Annotated in this window: 20 protein-coding genes and 1 riboswitch; of the genes, 19 read left to right on the forward strand and 1 reads right to left on the reverse strand. The window is 75.3% G+C overall.

Annotated elements, in window-relative coordinates; all coding sequences use genetic code 11:
• Positions 1 to 69 precede the first annotated feature (69 nt).
• The 8 genes from QSK22_RS03800 to metK all read left to right on the forward strand — a co-directional run bounded on the left by QSK22_RS03800 (position 70) and on the right by metK (position 7225).
• Positions 70 to 993 (forward strand): iron-sulfur cluster-binding protein, encoded by a 924-nt coding sequence (locus tag QSK22_RS03800; protein WP_285492522.1) that lies wholly within the window; start codon positions 70 to 72, stop codon positions 991 to 993.
• A complete protein-coding gene (locus QSK22_RS03805; RefSeq protein WP_285492523.1) occupies positions 994 to 1983 on the forward strand; it encodes a dihydroorotate dehydrogenase in 990 nt (329 codons plus the stop codon).
• A complete protein-coding gene (pyrF, locus tag QSK22_RS03810) occupies positions 1980 to 2693 on the forward strand; it encodes an orotidine-5'-phosphate decarboxylase (protein ID WP_285492524.1) in 714 nt (237 codons plus the stop codon). The genes QSK22_RS03805 and pyrF overlap by 4 nt, the downstream gene beginning before the upstream one ends.
• Before the next feature lie 559 nt (positions 2694 to 3252).
• Complete coding sequence (mihF, locus tag QSK22_RS03815; protein WP_285492525.1) at positions 3253 to 3579, forward strand: integration host factor, actinobacterial type; 327 nt, start codon at positions 3253 to 3255, stop codon at positions 3577 to 3579.
• Between the two features lie 169 nt (positions 3580 to 3748).
• Complete coding sequence (gene gmk, locus QSK22_RS03820; RefSeq protein ID WP_285492908.1) at positions 3749 to 4303, forward strand: guanylate kinase; 555 nt, start codon at positions 3749 to 3751, stop codon at positions 4301 to 4303.
• Positions 4304 to 4327: 24 nt separating this feature from the next.
• Entirely contained in the window at positions 4328 to 4582 is a 255-nt protein-coding gene (gene rpoZ, locus QSK22_RS03825; RefSeq protein WP_285492526.1) for a DNA-directed RNA polymerase subunit omega, read from the forward strand.
• A gap of 24 nt (positions 4583 to 4606) precedes the next feature.
• Positions 4607 to 5839, forward strand: a complete 1233-nt coding sequence (gene coaBC, locus QSK22_RS03830) for a bifunctional phosphopantothenoylcysteine decarboxylase/phosphopantothenate--cysteine ligase CoaBC (RefSeq protein ID WP_285492527.1) — start codon at positions 4607 to 4609, stop codon at positions 5837 to 5839.
• Between the two features lie 192 nt (positions 5840 to 6031).
• On the forward strand, positions 6032 to 7225 hold the full coding sequence (metK, locus tag QSK22_RS03835; protein WP_285492528.1) for a methionine adenosyltransferase: 1194 nt from the start codon (positions 6032 to 6034) through the stop codon (positions 7223 to 7225).
• Between the two features lie 353 nt (positions 7226 to 7578).
• Here the strand turns inward: metK and QSK22_RS03840 are convergent, their stop codons facing one another.
• A complete protein-coding gene (locus QSK22_RS03840; RefSeq protein ID WP_285492529.1) occupies positions 7579 to 9243 on the reverse strand; it encodes a DUF8823 domain-containing protein in 1665 nt (554 codons plus the stop codon).
• 137 nt (positions 9244 to 9380) lie between these two features.
• Between QSK22_RS03840 and QSK22_RS03845 the strand changes: the two genes are divergently transcribed.
• The 11 genes from QSK22_RS03845 (at position 9381) to ribH (ending at position 21418) form a co-directional block, all read left to right on the forward strand.
• A complete protein-coding gene (locus QSK22_RS03845; RefSeq protein WP_285492531.1) occupies positions 9381 to 11480 on the forward strand; it encodes a primosomal protein N' in 2100 nt (699 codons plus the stop codon).
• Between the two features lie 17 nt (positions 11481 to 11497).
• Complete coding sequence (locus QSK22_RS03850; protein ID WP_285492532.1) at positions 11498 to 13180, forward strand: hypothetical protein; 1683 nt, start codon at positions 11498 to 11500, stop codon at positions 13178 to 13180.
• Positions 13181 to 13268: 88 nt separating this feature from the next.
• On the forward strand, positions 13269 to 13814 hold the full coding sequence (def, locus tag QSK22_RS03855; protein ID WP_285492533.1) for a peptide deformylase: 546 nt from the start codon (positions 13269 to 13271) through the stop codon (positions 13812 to 13814).
• A gap of 1 nt (position 13815) precedes the next feature.
• On the forward strand, positions 13816 to 14742 hold the full coding sequence (gene fmt / locus QSK22_RS03860; RefSeq protein WP_285492534.1) for a methionyl-tRNA formyltransferase: 927 nt from the start codon (positions 13816 to 13818) through the stop codon (positions 14740 to 14742).
• A complete protein-coding gene (locus QSK22_RS03865; RefSeq protein ID WP_285492535.1) occupies positions 14742 to 16172 on the forward strand; it encodes an RsmB/NOP family class I SAM-dependent RNA methyltransferase in 1431 nt (476 codons plus the stop codon). The genes fmt and QSK22_RS03865 overlap by 1 nt, the downstream gene beginning before the upstream one ends.
• A gap of 124 nt (positions 16173 to 16296) precedes the next feature.
• A complete protein-coding gene (locus tag QSK22_RS03870; RefSeq protein ID WP_285492536.1) occupies positions 16297 to 17262 on the forward strand; it encodes a phosphatase PAP2 family protein in 966 nt (321 codons plus the stop codon).
• Positions 17263 to 17274: 12 nt separating this feature from the next.
• Entirely contained in the window at positions 17275 to 17949 is a 675-nt protein-coding gene (gene rpe / locus QSK22_RS03875) for a ribulose-phosphate 3-epimerase (RefSeq protein ID WP_285492537.1), read from the forward strand.
• A 173-nt stretch (positions 17950 to 18122) separates the two neighbouring features.
• A riboswitch (FMN riboswitch) is annotated at positions 18123 to 18253 on the forward strand.
• A gap of 99 nt (positions 18254 to 18352) precedes the next feature.
• The gene (locus QSK22_RS03880) at positions 18353 to 18952 is read left to right on the forward strand and encodes a riboflavin synthase (protein WP_285492538.1); all 600 of its coding nucleotides are present in this window, start codon (positions 18353 to 18355) and stop codon (positions 18950 to 18952) included.
• The gene (gene pnuC / locus QSK22_RS03885; RefSeq protein WP_285492539.1) at positions 18949 to 19587 is read left to right on the forward strand and encodes a nicotinamide riboside transporter PnuC; all 639 of its coding nucleotides are present in this window, start codon (positions 18949 to 18951) and stop codon (positions 19585 to 19587) included. Before QSK22_RS03880 ends, pnuC begins: the two co-directional genes overlap by 4 nt.
• Positions 19584 to 20909: a bifunctional 3,4-dihydroxy-2-butanone-4-phosphate synthase/GTP cyclohydrolase II gene (locus QSK22_RS03890; protein WP_502872264.1), complete on the forward strand. Its 1326-nt coding sequence runs from the start codon at positions 19584 to 19586 to the stop codon at positions 20907 to 20909. The genes pnuC and QSK22_RS03890 overlap by 4 nt, the downstream gene beginning before the upstream one ends.
• Positions 20906 to 21418, forward strand: coding sequence for a 6,7-dimethyl-8-ribityllumazine synthase (ribH, locus tag QSK22_RS03895; protein WP_285492540.1), 513 nt, complete (start codon positions 20906 to 20908; stop codon positions 21416 to 21418). The genes QSK22_RS03890 and ribH overlap by 4 nt, the downstream gene beginning before the upstream one ends.

The following is a 21418-nucleotide window of genomic DNA, read 5'->3' on the forward strand; positions in this document are numbered from 1 at the left end:
AGGGCGGCCGGGGCCGTCCGGCGGATGAGCGCCGGGCCGCGCGGCCCGGCGACGACGAGAGGGAGACGGGTGTCCGACACACCGGTGCAGACGTCGGCAACCGTTCTGACGGTGCGCCAGGTGGGCGACTACCACGCGCTGACGGCGGTGGCCCCCGGGGTCGCGGAGCGGTTCCGGCCGGGGCAGTTCGTGGCGCTCGCCGTGGGCGGCGAGCACACCAGCCGCCTGGTGCGCCGGTGCATCGCCGTCCACGAGGTCAAGTCGGACTACGGCGGGACGGTGGAGATGGTGTTCGCCGTCCGCGATCCGGGCACCCGCTGGCTGGCCGGGCTGCGGTCGCGCGACCGGCTCGACGTGGCCGGCCCGCTCGGCCGCCCGTTCCGGCTGCCCCGCGACCCGGTCGGTTGCCTGCTGGTGGGCGGCGGGCCGGGCGCGGCCGGGCTGTTCGCGCTGGCCGACACGCTGCACCGGCGCGGCTGCCAGGTGCACTTCGTGCTGGCGGGCGCCACGGCCCGGCAGGTGTTCGGGTCGCGGATGGCCCAGCGCATCGGCGACAGCGCCACCGTCGTCACCGAGGACGGCTCGCTGGGGGAGAAGGGCGCGCTGCGCGAGGTGCTGCCCCGCGTGATCGAGGAGACCGCCTCCGACGTCGTCTACGGCTGCGGGCCCACGTCGCTGCTGCGCACGGTCACCCGCATCGCCGGGGACGTCGGCCTGCCCTCCCAGGTGTCGGTGGAGGAGTTCCTGCAGCAGACGGGGGCGTGCGGCATCGGCGTGTGCATGACGTGCGTGCTGCCGTTCTACGGCGACGACGGGGTGACCCGCATGGTGCGCGCCTGCACCGAGGGGCCGGTGCTGCGCGGCGACCGCGTCCGCTGGGGCGACCTGGGCACCATCCCGTTCGACGCCCTGGGCGCGCCCCGCGTCCTGCACACCCGGGCGGTGCCGGACCGGGACGACGCCGCCGACCGCGCCCGTGAGGAGGCCCAGTAGATGACGTCGGACAGGATGCGGACCCGGCTGGGCGACCTGGAGCTGCCGAACCCGGTGCTGACGGCGTCCGGCTGCGGCGGGACCGGCCGCGAACTGGCCCAGTTCACCGACCTGACCCGGCTGGGCGCGTTCGTCACCACCTCGGTGATGGCGCAGCCGCGGGCGGGCCGGCCCACCCCCCGGATGGCCGAGACGCCCTCCGGGCTGCTGACCGCGATGGGCCTGCCCGGCCCGGGCATCGACGGCTTCCTCGAACGCGACCTGCCCTGGCTGGCCGAGCATGGCGTGCGGACGATCGTGTCCCTGGCCGGCAACAGCGTCGAGGAGTTCGGCGAACTGGCCCGGCGGCTGCGCGGCGTGCCCGGCGTCGCCGCGATCGAGGTGAACGTCGCCTGCCCCAACGTCGAGGACCGCGGCCGCATGTTCGCCTGGCATCCGCGCGCCTCGGCCGCCGTGGTGCGGGCGGTGCGCGCCAACAGCCGGGTGCCGGTGATCGCCAAGCTCGCGCCCGACGTCACCGACATCGTCACCATCGCGCTGGCCTGCGTGGACGCCGGGGCCGACGCGCTGACCCTGATCAACACGATGGTCGGGATGGCCATCGACACCGACACGCTGCGGCCCACGCTGGCGGGCGTGTCGGGCGGCCTGTCCGGCCCGGCCGTGCGGCCCGTGGCGGTGCGCTGCGTCTACCAGGTGCACGCCGCGCTGCCCGGCACCCCCATCATCGGCGCGGGGGGCGTGGCCACCGGGCTGGACGCGCTGGAGTTCGTGCTGGCCGGGGCCTCGGCGGTCGCGGTGGGCACCACGTTGTTCCACGACCCCTCCGCGGGCACCCGCATCCTGCGCGAGCTGGAGGACGCCCTGGCGGCGCGCCGGCTGACCATGGCCGACGCCGTGGGCCTGGCCCACAAGCCCCCCGGTTACGTCCCGCCCCAGGTCCGCCCCGAGGAGCCCGTGCCGGCGGAGACGAAGGAGAAGCTGCCGTGACCGCTGCCCCCGCCCCCATCGCCGTGGCGCTGGACGCCCCCGACCTGGAGACGGCCGCCCGGTGGGCCTCCCTGGTCACGCCGCACGTCAGCACCGTCAAGGTGGGCCTTGAGCTGTACCTGCGGTACGGGCCGGACGTCGTCGCCAGCGTGCGCGGCGCCAGCGGCGTCCAGGTGTTCCTGGACCTGAAGCTGCACGACATCCCCGCCACCGTTGCGGGCGCGGCGCGCGCCGTGGCGCGGCTGCGCCCGGCGTTCCTCACCGTGCACGCGGCGGGCGGCCCGGCGATGATCCGCGCCGCCGTGGACGCCGCACCGGACACCCGGATCGCGGCGGTGACGGTGCTGACGTCCCTGCGCGACGACGATCTGGCCCGCATCGGGCTGGCGGGGCCCGCGCACGACGCCGTGCGGCGCCTGGCGGCCCTGGCGGTGGACGCCGGTGCCCAAGCGCTCGTCTGCTCGCCTCAGGAGGCCGCTGCGGTGCGCGCGGAGGTCGGCCCCGGTATCACCCTCATCACCCCCGGTGTGCGGCCCGCAGGCGCCGCCACGCAGGACCAGGCGCGGGTCGCCACCCCCGAGGAGGCGCTGGCGGCCGGGGCCGACCTGCTGGTGATCGGGCGCCCCATCACCGGCGCCGCCGACCCGGGCGCGGCGGCCGCGGGCATCGCCGCGGCGCTGCGCCGCACCGCGGCCGGGCCCGCAGCCTGACACGGCCCCCGGTCGCCGCCCCGAGCCGCCGCCCGAAGCACCGTCCGGACCGCCGCCCGAGCCGCCAGCGTGGAGGGACGCCCGGCGGAACGCGGGACCCCGCGGCAACCCTGCCGGTCACCTCCATTAACCTGTCATGCAGGAAGTTTTTGGACATTCCGGACAGGTGATCGACGTCACTTCCGCGGGTCCGTTTTCCGGAAAACGCGGCCCGGTCGAAAAATGTGATGCGTATCACCAAAGAAGGGGGTCCTGGGCTGCCGGAATCGCGGCGGCGGGGTCGCGGCTCGCGGGAAAGTCTCGAAGATAAGGGTGACAAGTGACGCATATGGGGCGTTGCCTGGGGATTTTTCACGATCTTGCGAAAGTCCCAGATGGGGCGGGGGTGCCGCCGGAGCCGCCCGCGAGTGTGTACACTCCGTATTCAGGACACCCCAGGGAGTGATTTTCGTGATTTTGTGGCGGGCCAAACGGCACTTCACGTTGCTTTATAGGGCGCGCACTCGCTAGTTTCCCAACCCGTCCGACTCCGTCGAGTGGAAACCTGAGGTGACCCGGCGTGGCTCTTCCGCCCCTAACCCCCGAACAGCGCGCCGCAGCCCTGGAGAAGGCTGCCAAGGCCCGCAAGGAGCGGGCCGAGGTCAAGAACCGGCTCAAGCACGGGGGAACCTCGCTTGCCGAGGTCCTCAAGGAGGGGCAGACCGACGACGTCATCGGGAAGATGAAGGTGTCGGCCCTCCTGGAATCGCTGCCCGGTGTGGGCAAGGTCCGTGCGAAGCAGATCATGGAGCGCCTGGGCATCGCCGAGTCCCGCCGCGTGCGGGGTCTCGGCGCCAACCAGCGCGCCTCCCTGGAGCGTGAGTTCGGCGGCGGTGGAAACCGCTGACGTGCGACTCACGGGCGGGCGCGGCGGTGCGGCCGTCGCGGCCGGCTCCGGCGCGCCCGGCGGCAGGCCCCCCGGCACGTCCGGCGGCGCGCCCTCATCCGGCTCCATCCCGTCCAGCCCCGGCGCGCCTGACCCCGCGCCGGGCGGCTCCCCCTCGTCGCAGGACTCCATGCTCCGGCGGCTGACGGTCCTGTCCGGGCCGTCGGGCGTCGGCAAGAGCACGGTCGTCGCCGAGATCCGGCGGGCCCACCCCGAGGTGTGGCTGTCGGTCTCGGTGACCACCCGGCCCCCCCGGCCGGGTGAGACCCACGGGGTGCAGTACTACTTCGTCGACGACGCCGGTTTCGACCGGCTCGTCGCCGAGGGGGAACTGCTCGAATGGGCCGAGTTCGCGGGCAACCGCTACGGCACCCCACGGCGGCCGGTCGTGGAACGGCTGGCCGCCGGGCGGCCCGTGCTGCTGGAGATCGATCTGCAGGGTGCGCGCCAGGTCCGGCGGGCGATGCCCGAGGCGATGCTGGTCTTCCTGGCGCCGCCCTCGTGGGAGGAGCTGGTCCGCCGCCTGGTCGGCCGCGGCACCGAGCCCGCGGACGTGATCGAGCGGCGGCTGGCGGCGGCGCGCGTGGAGCTGGCCGCCGAGAAGGAGTTCGACGTGACGCTGGTGAACACGTCCGTCCAGGACGTGTGCAACGAACTGCTAACCTTGATGGCTGTTCGTCAATAGCCGCGTCTAGGGGAAGGCCACATAGTGGCAGCCAGTTCCGAGGGCATCACCAACCCGTCGATCGACGAGCTCCTCGAGGTCGTCGACACCAAGTACGGCCTGGTCACCATCGCCGCCAAGCGCGCCCGGCAGATCAACGCCTACTACGCGCAGCTCGGTGAGGGCCTGCTGGAGTACGTCGGCCCGCTCGTGGAGACCCAGGTGCAGGAGAAGCCGCTGTCGATCGCGCTGCGCGAGACGCGGGAGGGCCTCCTGCACGCCGAGCCGATCGAGGGCTGAGCCGCCCCGACCGCATAACGGAACATGACCGATCCCAGGCCGCGCGTCGTCCTCGGCGTCGGCGCGGGCATCGCCGCCTACAAGGTGTGCGAGCTGCTGCGGCGGTTCACGGAGTCCGGACACGACGTGCGCGTGGTGCCGACCGCCGACGCGCTGCGGTTCGTCGGCGCCGCCACATGGGAGGCGCTGTCGGGCCATCCGGTGTCGACCCGGGTGTGGGACGACGTCGACCAGGTGGCGCACGTGCGCCTGGGCAAGGAGGCCGACCTGGTCTTCGTCGCGCCCGCCACCGCCGACCTGCTGGCGCGGGCCGCGCACGGCCGGGCCGACGACCTGCTCACCGGCACCCTGCTGACCGCCCGGTGCCCCGTGGTGTTCGCGCCCGCGATGCACACCGAGATGTGGGAGCATCCGGCGACCCAGGACAACGTGGCTGTGCTGCGCTCCCGCGGCGCGATCGTCGTCGACCCCGCCTCGGGGCGGCTGACCGGCGCCGACACCGGGCCGGGTCGGCTGCCCGAGCCCGCCGAGCTGTTCGAGGTGGGTCGGCGGGTGCTGGCACGCGGCCGGGCCGCGCCCGACCTCGCGGGCCGGCATGTGGTGATCTCGGCGGGCGGCACCCGCGAGGCGATCGACCCGGTGCGCTTCATCGGCAACCGCTCCTCGGGTCTGCAGGGGTACGCGCTGGCCCGCACGGCGGTGGCGCGCGGCGCGCGGGTGACCGTGGTGGCCGCCAACGTCGCCCTGCCCGACCCGGCGGGCGCCCGCGTGGTCGCCGTGGAGTCGGCCGCCCAGATGCGCGCGGCCGTGCTGGAGGCCGCCGAGCACGCCGACGCGGTGGTGATGGCCGCCGCCGTCGCCGACTTCCGGCCCGCCGACTACCGCGACTCCAAGATCAAGAAGGTGCCCGGGGCGGAGCCGGAGCCGATCAGGCTGGTCAAGAACCCCGACATCCTCGCCGAGCTGAGCGCCCGCCCGCGCGGCGGCCAGGTGGTGGTGGGGTTCGCCGCCGAGACCGACGACGTGCTGAACGCCGGGCGCGAGAAGCTCGCCCGCAAGGGCTGCGACCTGCTGGTGGTCAACGAGGTCGGCGCCGGTCTGGCGTTCGGGCGGCCGGACAACGCCGCCGTGGTGCTGGCCGCCGACGGCGCCGAGACGCCGGTGCCGCGCGGCCCCAAGGAGGACCTCGCCGACGTGGTGTGGGATCTGGTCGCCGAGCGCCTGAAACCGGGCGCCGGCGCGTCCTGTCCGCGTTAGGTGGCGATGAACCGCGACAACTGGTCAAATACCGCATTTGTCCGGTGGTGTCGTCGGAGCGTGCCGAGGAATCATTGTCGCTAGACTTCCTCGAACACCGTCGTCGCCACGGTGCGGGGAACCTGCGTCCCTGCCGAGTCCACAATCCGTCCTGCGACATCAGTCAGCAGCCGCTGCAAGGAGTTCACGTACGTGTCTCGCCGCCTGTTCACCTCCGAGTCCGTCACCGAGGGGCACCCGGACAAGATCGCGGACCAGATCAGCGACGCGATTCTCGACGCCATGCTGAAAGACGACCCCAAGAGCCGGGTCGCCGTGGAGACCATGATCACCACAGGGCAGGTGCACGTCGCCGGTGAGGTGACCACCGAGACCTACGTGGACATCCCCGGGGTGATCCGGGAGAAGATCCTGGAGATCGGATACGACTCGTCCAAGAAGGGCTTCGACGGGCACTCCTGCGGTGTGTCGGTGTCGATCGGGGCCCAGTCGCCCGACATCGCCCAGGGCGTCGACGACGCCTACGAGGCCCGGGAGGGCGAGGCTGGCGACGAGCTCGACCGGCAGGGCGCCGGCGACCAGGGCCTGATGTTCGGCTACGCCACCAACGAGACCCCCGAGCTGATGCCGCTGCCGATCACGCTGGCGCACCGGCTGGCGCAGCGGCTGGCGCACGTCCGCAAGCAGGGCGTGGTGCCCTACCTGCGCCCGGACGGCAAGACCCAGGTGACCATCGAGTACGACGGCGACCGCGCGGTGCGTCTGGACACCGTGGTGGTCTCCAGCCAGCACGCCCCCGACATCAACCTCAAGGAGCTGCTGACCCCCGACATCAAGGAGAACGTGGTCGACCCGGTGCTGGCCGAGTTCGACCTCGACGTCGAGGGGTACCGGCTGCTGGTCAACCCCACCGGCCGGTTCGAGATCGGCGGCCCGATGGGCGACGCCGGGCTGACCGGCCGCAAGATCATCGTGGACACCTACGGCGGCATGGCGCGGCACGGCGGCGGCGCCTTCTCCGGCAAGGACCCCTCCAAGGTGGACCGCTCGGCCGCCTACGCCATGCGCTGGGTCGCCAAGAACATCGTGGCCGCCGGGCTGGCCGACCGCGCCGAGGTGCAGGTCGCCTACGCCATCGGCAAGGCCCACCCGGTCGGCGTGTTCGTGGAGACCTTCGGCACCGAGAAGCTGCCGGTCGAGAAGATCCAGGCCGCCGTCCTGGAGGTGTTCGACCTGCGCCCGGCCGCCATCGTCCGCGACCTGGACCTGCTGCGTCCGATCTACCAGCAGACCGCCGCCTACGGCCACTTCGGCCGCTCCGAGCCCGACTTCTCCTGGGAGCGCACCGACCGCGCCAAGGAGCTCGCGAGCGCCGCGGGCCTGTGACGCCCCGCCCGCCCGCGGCCGGGGCGTGCACGGTCCGCCCCGTAGCCTGACGGCCCGGGAGCGATCGCACAAAGCGCCGGGCGCGCCCCGGTGCACATGCCGGGCGACCGCCTCAAAGGCCCCGTCGGAGTTCCCACTCCACGGGGCCTTCGGCATTGCGGCGCGTGAGGTCCGGGCCGCCGGTGGGCCTCGCGTCCGCGGACGGTCCGCCTGCTCGCCTGACGGCTCGGCGGCGACGGCGGCAGCGGCGGTCGCGGCCCCGGTGCGTGCGCCGGGCCATGCCTGAAGGTGCCGTGTGAGCACATGCTCCACAGGGCCTTCAGCGTTGCGGGGGTGAGGTTCGGGGCCGTCGGCTAGCAGGACGACCCGCGGGGGAGCTTGTAGACGGCTCTGAGCGTGTAGCGGCCGGGGGCCGTGGTGCGGAGGCGGGCGAACTCGCCCTCGTGCGTCAGGCACGCGCCTGCGGGGCCCTGGACGGCCAGCCACGGCGACCAGGAGACCCGCACCAGCGGCGACGCCCCCGCCCGGGGGACGTCCAGGACGACCCGGTCGGCGGTGATGCGCACGACCGAGGCGGGCGGGTCGGCCAGGGGCTGCGGGTCGGTGACGCTGAACAGCCGCCAGTGCTCGTCGCGCCACACCTCGCGAAGCCAGGGCAGGCCGCGGCGGATCAGCTCGGCCTCCTGCTCGGACGACCAGTCGGTCTCCACCTCGGGCAGCACCACGTACCGCACGCCCCAGCGCAGCAGCCACTCGCGGTAGGCGGCGGGGGTGAGGGTGCCGTCGTAGAACAGCCCGTTGCGGTCGGCGTCGACCTGCCGGTTCCAGCCGCGGGCGAGCACCACGTGCCGGCTGAGCCCCGACGCCTCCCAGTGCGAGCGCAGCGGGACGACCTCCACCCGGCCCCGGTCGGCGCCGCGCCGCAGCAGCTCGGCGACCAGCTCGTCGGAGTGCCGGGCGGCGGCCATGGCGGGCCGGGTGTGGACCAGGTCGTCGACGGGCTTGACCACCTGCCACACGGCGGTGACGGCGAACGCGGCGCCGAGCACGGCCAGCCTGCGGCGGTCGCGGACGACGGCCATGGCGCACAGCAGCAGCACGCCGCCGAACATCAGCGCCAGCCGCTCCACGTTGCTGCCGACCGGGGAGGGGATGAGGTAGGTGAGCGTGATCCCCGCCAGGTACACGGCGGTGCCGACGCGGACGGTGCGCCACGCCGGGGGCGCGAACAGCACGAGCGCGACGACGCTGGCGAGGGTGGGCAGCACCACGGCGGTGAAGGAGATCGGCTGGACGCCCTTGAACGGGAACAGCAGCGTCGTGGCGGCCACCACCGCCGGCGGGCCCGCGGCCAGGGCGCAGCCGGTGCCGCGCCGCCCGGTCAAGAACAGCGCCGCCGCCGGCACCATGACGAACAGGCCCGCCACCGGGCTGGCGAGCGTGGTGACCACGGTCAGCGACGTCAGCGCGGCGCCGCGCGCCAGAGGGGCGCCGCGCCGCGAGAGCGCCACCACGGTGGCGATCAGCGCGAAGAACAGGCCGAGCCCGAACGTCACCCGCCCGGCGGCGGCGTTGCACGACAGCGAGAACGCTGCCCACAGCGCGGCGGGCAGCGTCAGCGGGGCCCGGTAGCGCACGAGCAGGTAGGCGGTGATCGTGGCCGACAGCGTGCCGGTCACACAGGCGACCGTGCGGATGCCCGCCCAGGCCATGAGGAGCGGCGACAGCACGCTGTAGGACGCCGGGTGCATGCCGCCGTACCAGAACAGGGCGTAGGGGGAGTCGGGGTGGGTGCGGGCGAAGTGGGTCCAGGCGTGCTGCGCCGCCAGGTCGCCGCCTTCGGCCGCCAGGAACAGCCCCCACACCAGGTGCAGCGCCGCCGCCAGGAGGGTGGCGGCGGTGACGGGGTGACGCGGGTCCGTCCACCGGCGCGGGCGCCCCGGGTGCGCGGACGCGCCGGGACGGCCGGTGCGCGACGGCCGTTCACGCAGGTGGGTCGGGCCGGGGACCGCGGTCACGGCGACTCGGGGGAAATCGGTGACGCTGGCAGCATCGGGCAATGATCCAATGAATCCGGCACGCCTTACAAACCGTGCGCGGCGGCCCGGGGCCGGTGACCGCCGCGGCGTCGGCCTGATCTGGTAGGACGGTTGGCGTGAGCAACGACGGCGGGGGAGCGGAGCTGATCCCGGGGCTGGACGACGTCCCGCGGGCGGTCCCCGAGCGCCCCGCCCCCGCGGCGGGGAAAGGCAAGAGCGGGCGCGCGGCGGCCAAGGGCGCCCGGACGCCCGCCGCGACGCTGCCGGTCGCGCGGGTCGCGGTGGAGGTGCCGCTGGCCCATCTGGACCGTCCGTTCGACTATCTGGTGCCCGACCGGCTCGACGCGCAGGCCGTGCCCGGGTGCCGGGTGCGGGTGCGGTTCGCCGGGCAGCTGGTGGACGGGCTGCTGCTCGACCGGGTCGCCGACAGCGCCCACGAGGGCCGGCTGGCCTACCTGGAGCGGGTCGTCTCGCCCGAGCCGGTGCTGACCCCGCAGGTTGCGGCGCTGGCCCGCGAGGTCGCCGACCGGTACGCGGGCACCCTCGCCGACGTGCTGCGCCTGGCGATCCCGCCGCGGCACGCCCGGGTGGAGGCCGAGCCGCCCCCGGCCCCCGCGCCGGACGCACCGGCACCGAACCGCGACCCCGGGCCGTGGCGGGAGTACCCGGCCGGGCCGTCGTTCGTGGCCGCGCTGGCGGACGGCCGCGCGCCCCGCGCCGTGTGGACGGCGCTGCCCGGCCCCGCGTGGACGGCGGCGATCGCCCGCGCCGTCGCGGTCACCCTGGCGGCCGGGCGCGGCGCGCTGGTCGTCCTGGCCGACGGGCGCGACGTGGCCCGCGTGGACGCGGCGCTGGCCGCGGAGCTGGGGCCGGGGCGGCACGTCGCGCTGACCGCCGAGCTCGGCCCCGCCGAACGCTACCGGCGCTGGCTGGCGGTGCTGCGCGGCGCGGTCCGCGCCGTCGTCGGCACCCGGGCGGCGATGTTCGCGCCCGTCGCCGACCTCGGCCTGGTCGTGCTGTGGGACGACGGCGACGACGTGCACGCCGAGCCGCACGCCCCCTACCCGCACCCCCGCGAGGTGCTGGCGCTGCGCGCCCACCGGGCCGGGGCGGCGGCGCTGTTCGGCGGCTTCACCCGCACCACCGAGGCCACCCGGCTGGTGGAGTCCGGCTGGGCGCACCCCCTGGCGCCCGAGCGGACGCGGCTGCGCCAGGTCATGCCGCGGGTGCGGCCCGTGGGCGACGACGCCGAGCTGGCCCGCGACGGCGCCGCCCGCACCGCCCGCCTGTCGCACCTGGCGTTCGAGACGGCCCGGGGCGCGCTGCGGGAGGGCCCGGTGCTGGTGCAGGTGCCGCGCCGCGGCTACCTGCCGGGCCTGGCGTGCGGGCGCTGCCGCGGCCCCGCCCGGTGCGGCGCCTGCCAGGGGCCGCTGGCGCTGACGTCGTCGCACGCCACCCCCTACTGCCGCTGGTGCGGGCGGATCGCGGGCGACTGGCGCTGCCCGCACTGCGGGCACATCCACGTGCGGGCGGTCGTCGTCGGGGCGCGGCGCACGGCCGAGGAGCTGGGCCGGGCGTTCCCCGGCGTCAACGTCAGAACGTCCGGGCGCGACGGGGTGCTCGACACGGTCGGCGCCGAGCCCGCGCTGGTGGTGTCCACGCCCGGCGCCGAGCCGGTCGCCGACGGCGGCTACGCGGCCGCGCTGCTGCTGGACGGGTGGGTGCTGCTGGGCCGCCCCGACCTGCGGGCGGGGGAGGAGACCCTGCGCCGCTGGCTGAACGCCGCCGCGCTCGTCCGCCCCTCGGCCCCGGTCGTGGTGGCCGCCGAAGGGTCGCTCCCGGCCGTGCAGGCGCTCATCCGCTGGGACCCGGTCACCTTCGCCGAACGGGAGCTGGCCGAACGGCGCGGCGTGGGGTTCCCGCCCGCCGTGCGCATGGCCTCGCTCACCGCGTCCCCGGCGGCGGTCCGCGAACTGCTGGCCGAGGTGCGCCTGCCGGACGGCGCCGAGGTGCTCGGCCCCGTCCCGGTGCCCGACCCGCCCTCGGGCGCGGCCCCCGGCGGGGAGGCCCAGGGCAGGGAACGCGCCCTCATCCGGGTGCCGCGCGGCGCGGGGCTCGCGCTCGCCCGCGCGCTGAAGGAGGCGCAGGGAGTGCGCAGCGCGCGTAAAGCTCCGGAAACCGTGCGCGTCCAGATCGACCCCCTGGAGCTGGTCTGACCACTAGTGTTCTCCGGGTGGCCGACAACACGGACTGGGTCAGCGGCGTGGACGACGCGCTGCGGAAGTGGGCGGACGAGCACGGCGGCGAGTCCGTCGACCCGCGGGGCGCGCGGCTGCTGCTCGACCTCATGCGCGACGACCTGCGGCTGGCCGGGCCGGACGGGCTGACGCCCGAGCTGCTGCGCCGCCTGCTGCTGGAGGTCTTCCCCGAGACGGTGGTCGCGGGCGCCGACGAGGTGCCCGACATCCTCGCCACCGCGCACCGCCTGGTGGCGTTCCTCGGCGAGTCCGGCGCCGTCCCGGCCGCGTGCGCCGCCGAGCTGACCGCCGAGCTGGACGCGCTCGCGCCCCGCTTCGCCGAGGTGGTGGCCGCCGCCGACACCGCCGAGCGGCAGGCCGCGGCCGAGGTGCTCCACGGCATGATGGTCGCCGAGGGGGTCGATCCGGACGACGCCGAGGCGGTCGAACGGTGGGTGCGCGCGTTCGAGGCGCTGCCGGAGGCCGAGCGGTTCGCCCGCACCGAGGAGTACCTGCGCCGGGCCGAGGAACTGGTCGTCCCGCCGGTCCGGGTGGCTTCCGAGGCCGAGCTGGCCGCCGCCGCGCGCCGCTCCCCGCTGGTCGCCGAGGCGCTGTCGGGGGGCTCCGAGAGGCTCCGGCGGGCCGCGGACGAGGCCGGGATCACCGGCGAGGCCGGCATCGCGGGGGACGCCGACGACCGCGCGGTTCTGGACGCCTGGCTGCGGCTGTTCGACGCCGCGGCGGTGCCCGGGCACGACCCGTCCGGCGGCCTCACCCCGGCCCAGCTGGTGCGAAACGAGCTGACCGGCGTGCTGATCCACCTGTACGAGCAGGACGAGCCGACCGCCCCCGAGCCGCTGGCGGCCGCGCTGATGCTGCACGTCGAGCAGGAGTACGAGGTCGCCGACGACCGGCGCGCCCTGAACGCCGCGGTGGAGACCGCGCTGGCCGAGGAGCTCGGCAACCTGGTCCGCTGGGGCGTGGCCGAGACCCGCGGCGGCGGCTACGCGCTCACCCCGCTGGGCGTGTGGGGCGTGCGGGAGCTGCTGCTGGCCGACGGGTTCGTGGCGCCGAAGGTCGGCGAGCTGGCCGAGGCGCCGGCCGCGGACCTGGTGGCCGGGCTGACCTGGCACCGGCACGACACCGCCGACGAGGAGATCGACGGCTGGCTGGCCCGCCGCGACCCCGCCGGCGCCGCCGCCGAGCTGCTGGAGGTCATGCGGACCGGCACCCCCGGCGCCCGCAACCTGGCCGCCGCCGTCCTCGAACGCGTCGGCCCGCAGGCGGCCGGCGCCGTCCGGGACGCCGTGCGGCACCCGCCCGTCCGGCCGTACGCCGTGCTGTGGCTGAGCCGCAACGGCGACCCCGGCGCCGAGCTCGGCCGCGCCGAGTACGTGTGGATGTTCGTCGACTCGGTCGCCGGGATGATGGAGACCGCCGAACCCGGCGAGGCGGTGCGGGCGGCCCTTACCGAGGCGCCCGCCGGCGCCGACATGGCCGCGCTGATCGACGACATCCGGCGGGCCGACCACCCCGACGCCGTCGACGTGCTGGTGGCGCTGGGCGACCACCACCCCGACAAGGCGCTGGCGAAGGCGGCGCGGACCGCCGCCTACAAGGCCCGCTCCAGCCGCGCCGGCGCGGCGGGACGGGGCGGGGGCGCCTCCGGATCTTCGTAGACTGGTGGGACGTCCACCGCGCGACAGGGCGCGGGCCGAGCACCGCAGGGACGAACACGCACAAGCACCGTAGGGAACGGAGTCCTCGTTGGCCGTCAAGCCCATCCGCCTCTTCGGCGACCCCGTGCTGCGCACCCCGGCCGAACCGGTCAAGGACTTCGACAAGGAGCTGCGCCGCCTCGTCAAGGACCTGACCGACACGATGATCGACGCGCCCGGCGTCGGCCTGGCCGCGCCGCAGCTCGGCGTGAGCCTGCGCGTGTTCACCTACTACGTCGACGACCGGCTCGGCCACCTGGTCAATCCGACCCTGGACCTGTCGGACGAGCAGGAGACCGACGACGAGGGCTGCCTGTCGCTGCCCGGCCTGTCGTTCCCCACGCCGCGCGCGGTCCGCGCGGTCGCCAAGGGCTTCAACATGTACGGCGAGCCGATCACCCTGGAGGGCACGCACCTGCTGGCCCGCTGCGTCCAGCACGAGACCGACCACCTGGACGGCGTGATCTTCATCGACCGGATGGACGCCGAGCAGCGCCGGGCCGCGATGAAGGCGATCCGCGAGGCCGAGTGGTTCGGCGAGCCCGCGCCGGTGGTCAAGCAGTCCCCGCACCCCACGTACGGGAAGGCCATCTAGGGTGAAGCTGGTTTTCGCCGGAACCCCGCAGACGGCGGTGCCGTCGCTGGAGGCGCTGCTGGAGTCCGGGCACGACGTCGCCGCCGTCGTCACCCGCCCCGACGCGCCCGCCGGACGCGGCCGCAGGCCGGCGGCCAGCCCGGTCGCGCGGCGCGCCGCCGAGGCCGGGATCGAGGTGCTCAAGCCCGCCAAGGTCCGCGACCCCGAGTTCCTGGACCGGCTGCGCGAGATCGCCCCCGACTGCTGCCCCGTCGTCGCCTACGGGGCGCTGCTGCCGCCGGTCGCGCTGGCCATCCCCCGGCACGGCTGGGTGAACCTGCACTTCTCGCTGCTGCCGGCCTGGCGCGGCGCCGCGCCCGTCCAGCACGCCATCCTGCACGGCGACGACATGACCGGCGCCGCCACCTTCCAGATCGAGGAGGGCCTGGACACCGGCCCGGTCTACGGGGTGCTGACCGAGCCGATCCGCGCCGACGACACCGCCGGGACGCTGCTGGAGCGCCTGGCGCACGCGGGCGCGCGGCTGCTGGTGGACACGATGAACGGCATCGAGGCGGGCATCCTGGAGCCGCGCCCGCAGCCCGGCGACGGCGTCTCGCACGCCGCCAAGATCACCACCGAGGACGCGCGGGTCGACTGGGCCGCCCCCGCCATGCGGATCGACCGGCTCGTCCGCGCCTGCACGCCCGCGCCCGGCGCCTGGACCACCTTCCGCGGCGAACGCCTCAAGCTCGGCCCGGTCCGCCCGCTCGCGGGCGGCGACCCGCTGCCCCCCGGCGCGCTGCGGGTGCGCAAGAACGAGGTGCTGGCCGGCACCGGCACGTCCCCGGTCGTGCTCGGCGAGGTGCAGCCGCAGGGCAAGCGCCGCATGAACGCCGCCGACTGGACGCGCGGCGTCCGGCTCACCGACGAGGACCGCCTGGACTGATGCCGCCCGCCCACCGCCGCAACCGCGGCCGCCGCAACGCCCCGCGCCGGCCCGGCGGCCCCCGCCGCACCGGCCGTCCCCCCGAGGACCTGGCCCGCCGCACCGCGTTCGACGTCATCCGGGCCGTCCAGACCCGCGACGCCTACGCCAACCTGCTGCTGCCCAACCGCCTGCGCTCGCGCGGCCTGACCGGCCGCGACGCCGCGCTCGCCACCGAGCTGACCTACGGCACGCTGCGCGGCCGCGGCACCTACGACGCCGTCCTGGCCCTGTGCAGCGACCGCGACCTGCGCCGCATCGACCCGCCGCTGCTGGACGTGCTGCGGCTGGGCGCCCACCAGATCCTGGCCACCCGCATCCCGCCGCACGCCGCCGTCGGCACCGCCGTCGACCTGGCCCGCTCGGTCGCCGGGCCGGGGCACGCCAAGTTCGCCAACGCCGTGCTGCGCAAGGTCGCCACCCGCGACCTGGCGGCGTGGCTGGCCATCCTCGCGCCCGAGGGCGGCGACGAGGTGGCGCGGCTGTCGGTCGCGCACAGCCACCCCGCCTGGATCGTCTCGGCGCTGCGCGACGCCCTCGGCCCCGACCGCGGCGAGATCGAGCCGCTGCTGGCCGCCGACAACGAACGCCCCCGCGTCACCCTGGTGGCCCGGCCCGGCCGCGCCGCCCCGCAGGAGCTGTACGAGGCGGGGGCCGAGCCGGCGCCGCTGTCCCCGTACGGGGCGGTGCTGCCCGAGGGCGACCCCGCCGCGATCCCGGCCGTCCGGGAGGGCCGCGCCGCCGTCCAGGACGAGGCCAGCCAGCTCGTCGCGCTCGCCCTGGCCGCCGCGCCGCTGGACGGCCCCGACGCCCGCTGGCTCGACATGTGCGCCGGGCCCGGCGGCAAGGCGGGCCTGCTGGCCGCCGTGGCCGCGCAGCGCGGCGCCCGCCTGCTGGCCGCCGACCTGCAGCCGCACCGCGCCGCGCTGGTCCGCGGCGCCGTGGACGGCCGCGCCGGCGTGGTCGTCGCCGACGGCACCGCGCCCGCCTGGCGCCCCGGCGTGTTCGACCGCGTGCTGCTGGACGCGCCGTGCACCGGCCTGGGCGCGCTGCGGCGCCGCCCCGAGGCGCGGTGGCGGCGCGGCCCCGAGGCGGTGGCCGAGATGACGCCGCTGCAGCGCGAACTGCTTGCGTCGGCGCTGCAGGCGGTCCGCCCCGGCGGGGTGGTCGCGTACGTGACGTGCTCGCCGCACCTGGCCGAGACCAGCGTGGTCGTGGACGACGTGCTGCGCGGCCGCGACGACGTGGAGCGCCTGGACGCCCCCGCCGCGCTCGCGGCCGTCGCGCCCGCCCTGACCGGCGTGGCGGCGGCCGAGGACGGCTGCGCCCGGTTCTGGCCGCACCGGCACGGCACCGACGCGATGTTCCTGGCCCTGCTGCGCCGCCGCTGAGACCCGACGTCCGGCCCGCTCTGGGCAACGCCAGGGAACCTTTGCGTGTTGGACGGCGCTTCCACCGGGGACGCCTCAGTAACGTTGGCGCCTGCCGGACAGGAACGTCCCGGGGGAGTGCGTGGTGCTCACCGATTTCATGGAGGCCGTGTCGTTCATCGGGAGCGGCGGCGTCTACCTGTCGCTCCTGGTGCTCGTCTACTGGTGCGTGGATGCCCGGTGGGGGGCCAGGGCCGCAGTGCTGCTGGCGGCCGGCACGGTGCTCAACACCGTGCTGAAGCTGTTCTTCCACGAGCCGCGGCCGTTCTGGACCGACGCCTCGGTCACCGGGCACGAGCCGCGCGACTCGTTCGGCATGCCGTCCGGGCACGCCCAGAGCGCGGCGGTGTTCTGGGGCTTCGCCGCCGCGCAGGCCCCGGCGGGCCGTCCGGCGCTGCGCCGCGCGGCCTGGGCGGCCGCGCTGGCGGTGATCGGCCTGATCGGGGCGTCGCGGGTCGTGCTGGGCGTGCACTCGATCGGGCAGGTGACCGCCGGGTTCGCGATCGGCGCGGTGCTGCTGGCGGTCGGGCTGCACCTGGAGCCGCTGGCGGTGCCGTGGTGGACGCGGCGCCCGCTGCCCGCGCAGCTGGGGCTGGCGCTGGGCGTGTCGCTGGCCCTGGCCGGGCTCGGCTGGGCCGCGGTGGAGGCGCTGGGCGGCTGGCAGTGGCCGGCGCCGTGGGCGCACGCGATCGCGCAGGCCGGCGGCCGCGCCGAGCCGGTCACCGCGGGCGACTGCGCGGCCGCGGCGGGCGGGCTGTTCGGCCTGCTGGCGGGCCTGTCGTGGACGGCCCACCGGGGCGGGTACGACGCGTCCGGGCGGCTGTGGCGGCGGCTGGCGCGCATCCCGGTCGGCGCGGCGGGCGTGTCGGCGTTCTACACCCTCGGGCTGTTCCTCGGCACCCAGCCGGTGCAGGCGTTCGCCGGGCAGGCGCTGCTGGCGCTGTGGGCGACCGCCGGGGCGCCGGAGGCGTTCATGCGGCTCGGGCTGGCGACGCGCACCACCCGCGCGGTCACCCGGGCGGGTGAGGAGCGCGCCGAAGTGCGGCAATAGACTCGGTCCATCATGGCCGCACCGCAGATCTCTCCCAGCATCCTGTCCGCCGACTTCGCCCGGCTCGCCGACGAGGTGGCCGCCGTCTCCGGCGCCGCCGACTGGGTGCACGTCGACGTGATGGACAACCACTTCGTCCCCAACCTCACCCTCGGGCTGCCGGTGGTGCAGTCGCTGCTCAAGCACAGCGCGCTGCCGCTGGACTGCCATCTGATGATCGAGGACCCGGACCGCTGGGCGCCCCAGTACGCCGAGGCGGGGGCGGGCAGCGTCACCATCCACGCCGAGGCGGCCAAGGCGCCGATCCGCACCCTGCGCGCCATCCGCGCCGCCGGGGCCCGCGCCGGCCTCGGCATCAATCCGGCCACGCCGGTCGAGCCGTACGCGGACCTGCTCGGCGAGATCGACATGCTGCTGCTGATGACCGTCGAGCCGGGCTTCGGCGGGCAGAAGTTCCTGGACGTGGTGCTGCCCAAGATCCGCCGCGCCCGGCAGATGATCAAGGGCCGGGAGCTCAACGTGTGGCTGCAGGTCGACGGCGGCGTCAGCACCGAGACGATCGAGCGGTGCGCCGAGGCGGGCGCCGACGTGTTCGTGGCGGGCAGCGCCGTGTACGGCGCCGACGACCCCGCCGACGCCGTGCGCCGCCTGCGGGCGCAGGCCGAGCGCGCCACCCCCGCCGGCTGAGCCCTGCCGGCTGAGCCCTGCCGACCGGACCCGCCGGACAGGCTGCGCCGCGCCCGGCGGGTGGTCGCCCGTCCTGGCAAGCCGAGCGAGCGCTTGGTTGGCCACCTTCGGTCGTGAAATGTCTCACATCCGGTGGGGAATGCCCGGCATGGCACACTGGTTGGCAGCAGTGAACGCGTGCTCCGGGGTCGGTGAAACTCCGAACCGGCGGTGACAGTCCGCGACCCGGCCGAATCCATCGGCCGGTTGACCCGGTGGAACTCCGGGACCGACGGTGAAAGTCCGGATGGGAGGCAGCGCGCTGGGCGTCCCGTTCCGCCGCCGCGGCGGCCGGGGCAGGGCGCCGCGTACACCGTACGCACGTCCCGGAGCCCGTGCCGAACGCATGAGGAGGCCCCGGGACATGTTCACCGGCATCGTCGAGGAACTCGGCGAGATCGTCGCGCTGGAGCCCGCCGGAGACTCGGCGCGCATCACCATCCGCGGCCCGCTCGTCACGCAGGACGCCGTGCACGGCGCGTCGATCGCCGTCAACGGCGTGTGCCTGACCGTGGTGGAGGTCAAGGACGACGCCTTCACCGCCGACGCGGTCAAGGAGACGCTGGACCGCTCCAGCCTCGGCGAGCTCGGCCCCGGCGCCAAGGTGAACCTCGAACGCCCCGTGCGCCTGTCCGACCGGCTCGGCGGCCACCTGGTGCAGGGCCACGTCGACGGCGTCGGCCGCCTGATCTCCCGCGAGCCCGGCGACCGCTGGGACGTGGTGACGTTCTCCCTGCCCCCCGAGCTGTCCCGCTACGTGGTCGACAAGGGCTCCATCACCGTCGACGGTGTCAGCCTCACCGTGGTCGAGGCGGGCGCGGACCGCTTCAGCGTCGCGCTCATCCCCACGACCCGCGAGCTCACCACACTCGGGCTCAAGCAGCCCGGCGACCCGGTGAACCTCGAAGTGGACGTGGTGGCCAAGTACGTCGAGCGCATGCTCGGGAGCCGGGTGGCCTCGTGAGCTGGTACGAGGCCGGATTCCACGTCGCCGGGCAGAAGGTGCTGTGGACCGACCTGGCGGGCAACATCTGCGCCCTGGCCACGGTCTGGCTGGCGACGCTGCGCACCGTGTGGACCTGGCCGGTGCAGCTGTCCGGTTCGGTGCTGCTGTTCGCCGCGTCCCTCAACGCCCATGTCACCGGCAACGCGCTCAAGCAGGTGATGTTCGCCGTGCTGGCGGTGTACGGCTGGTACAGGTGGACGCGCGGCGCCCGCCGAGGCGGCGACCTGCTCGTCCGCCCCGGCACCGCACGCGAACGCGCCGCGCTGCTGGCCGCCATGGCGGTCGGCACGGTCGCGGTGGCGCTGCTGCTGGAGCACTTCCACGCGTCCTGGGCCCCCTGGCCGGACGCCTACATCTTCGCGGGCAGCGCGGCCGCGACCTTCGCCCAGGGCCGCGCGCTGATCGACTTCTGGTGGATCTGGCTGGCGGTCGATCTCGTGGGCGTGCCCCTGGCCCTGATGTCCGGCCTGTGGGTGACCGGCGCCGTGTACGGCGTCTTTCTGGTGCTGGTGTTGAACGGGTACCGCGACTGGCGCCGTATCTGGCAGGCGCGAAGCGTGCATACCCCCCGACCCGAGGCGGTGGCCAATTGACCGAGACCGTGACCGACACTGCGACTGACAGCGCGACCGACACCGCGCCCGAGACAGCGCCCGACACTGCGTTCGGGACCGCGCTCGACAAGGAGGGCCTGTTCGACGACATCGAGGCCGCCGTCGCCGACATCGCGGCGGGCCGGCCCGTCGTCGTCGTCGACGACGAGGACCGCGAGAACGAGGGCGACATCATCTTCGCCGCCGCCAAGGCGACCCCCGAGCTGCTGACGTTCACCATCCGCCACACCAGCGGCGTGATCTGCGTGCCGATGCCCGGCGAGGACCTGGACCGGCTCGGCGTCCCGCTGATGACCGCCCAGAACAACGAGGCCATGCGCACCGCGTTCACCGTCAGCGTGGACGCCCGCGACGGCATCGGCACCGGCATCTCCGCCGCCGACCGGGCGCACACCATCCGGCTGCTGGCCGACCCCGCTGCCGGCCCGGCCGACCTCGTCCAGCCGGGGCATGTGTTCCCGCTGCGCTACCGGCCCGGCGGGGTGCTGCGCCGCCGCGGCCACACCGAGGCCGCGGTGGACCTGGCCCGGCTGGCCGGCCTGCCGCCGGTGGGCGTGCTGGCCGAGGTCGTCAACGACGACGGCACCATGGCCCGGCTGCCCGAGCTGCAGGTGTTCGCCAAGGAGCACGGGCTCAAGCTGATCTCCATCGAGCAGCTCGCCCAGTACCGGCGCCGCCGCGAGCCGACGGTCACCCGCGTCGTGGAGACCCGGCTGCCCAACCGGTTCGGGATGTGGCGGGCCGTCGGGTTCGCCGGCCAGATCGACGGCGGCGAGCACGTCGCGCTCGTGCTCGGCGACCTGGGCGACGGCGAGGACGTGCTGGTGCGGGCGCACTCGGAGTGCCTGACCGGCGACGTGCTGCACTCCGAGCGCTGCGACTGCGGCGCCCAGCTGGACGCGGCCATGGAGCGCATCGCCGCCGAGGGCCGCGGCGTGCTCCTCTACCTGCGCGGGCACGAGGGCCGCGGCATCGGCCTGCTGGCCAAGCTGCGCGCCTATGCTCTGCAGGACGGCGGCTCCGACACCGTGGACGCCAACCTGGAGCTGGGCCTGCCGGCCGACGCCCGCGAGTATTCCAACGCCGCGCACATGCTGCGCGACCTGGGCGTGCGGTCGGTCCGGGTGCTCACCAACAACCCGCGCAAGCTCGCCGGGCTGGACGGCTTCGGCCTGCGGATCCTGGGCCGCGAGGGGCTGCCCGCCGCCGTCACCGAGCACAACCGCCGCTACCTTGCGGCCAAGCGCGACCGCCTCGGCCACCTGATCGAGGGCCTGGCGGAGAAGGAGGAGGTCTCATGAGCGGGACGGGTCGTCCCGAGGACACCGTCGTCGACGCGCACGGCCTGACCCTCGGCGTGGTGTGCACGCGCTGGCATCCGCAGGTCACCGATACCCTGTTGGAGCGGGCGCTGGCCGCGGCCAAGGCGTGCGGCGTGGCCGAGCCCGTCGTGGCGCGCGTCGCGGGGGCGCTGGAGATCCCGGTGGTCGCCCAGCGGCTCGCCCGCGACCTGGACGCCGTGGTGTGCCTGGGCGCGGTGATCCGCGGCGAGACCGCCCACTTCGACTACGTGTGCGACTCGGTCACCGCCGGCGTGACCAGGGTCGCGCTCGACGAGTCGACACCTGTGGGCAACGGCGTCCTGACGTGTGACACCATGGAACAGGCATTCGACCGCAGCGGGCTGCCGGGCAGCCGCGAGGACAAGGGATGGGAGGCGACTGTGGCCGCACTCGACACGGCACTGACCCTGCGAGGGCTGCGGCATCACGGTCACGCCGGGTACGGCGTGGAGCATCCCGGCTCCTGA

It is taken from the genome of Actinomadura sp. NBRC 104425, from assembly GCF_030269545.1.
Taxonomy (GTDB): domain Bacteria; phylum Actinomycetota; class Actinomycetes; order Streptosporangiales; family Streptosporangiaceae; genus Spirillospora; species Spirillospora keratinilytica.

Excerpts from the sequence above, each read along its gene's own strand:
- gmk (WP_285492908.1), top strand. The coding sequence starts at position 3,749 with ATGCTCCGGCGGCTGACGGTCCTGTCCGGGCCGTCGGGCGTCGGCAAG.
- rpe (WP_285492537.1), top strand. The coding sequence starts at position 17,275 with ATGGCCGCACCGCAGATCTCTCCCAGCATCCTGTCCGCCGACTTCGCC.
- QSK22_RS03805 (WP_285492523.1), top strand. The coding sequence starts at position 994 with ATGACGTCGGACAGGATGCGGACCCGGCTGGGCGACCTGGAGCTGCCG.
- QSK22_RS03880 (WP_285492538.1), top strand. The coding sequence starts at position 18,353 with ATGTTCACCGGCATCGTCGAGGAACTCGGCGAGATCGTCGCGCTGGAG.
- QSK22_RS03865 (WP_285492535.1), top strand. The coding sequence starts at position 14,742 with ATGCCGCCCGCCCACCGCCGCAACCGCGGCCGCCGCAACGCCCCGCGC.
- coaBC (WP_285492527.1), top strand. The coding sequence starts at position 4,607 with ATGACCGATCCCAGGCCGCGCGTCGTCCTCGGCGTCGGCGCGGGCATC.
- ribH (WP_285492540.1), top strand. The coding sequence starts at position 20,906 with ATGAGCGGGACGGGTCGTCCCGAGGACACCGTCGTCGACGCGCACGGC.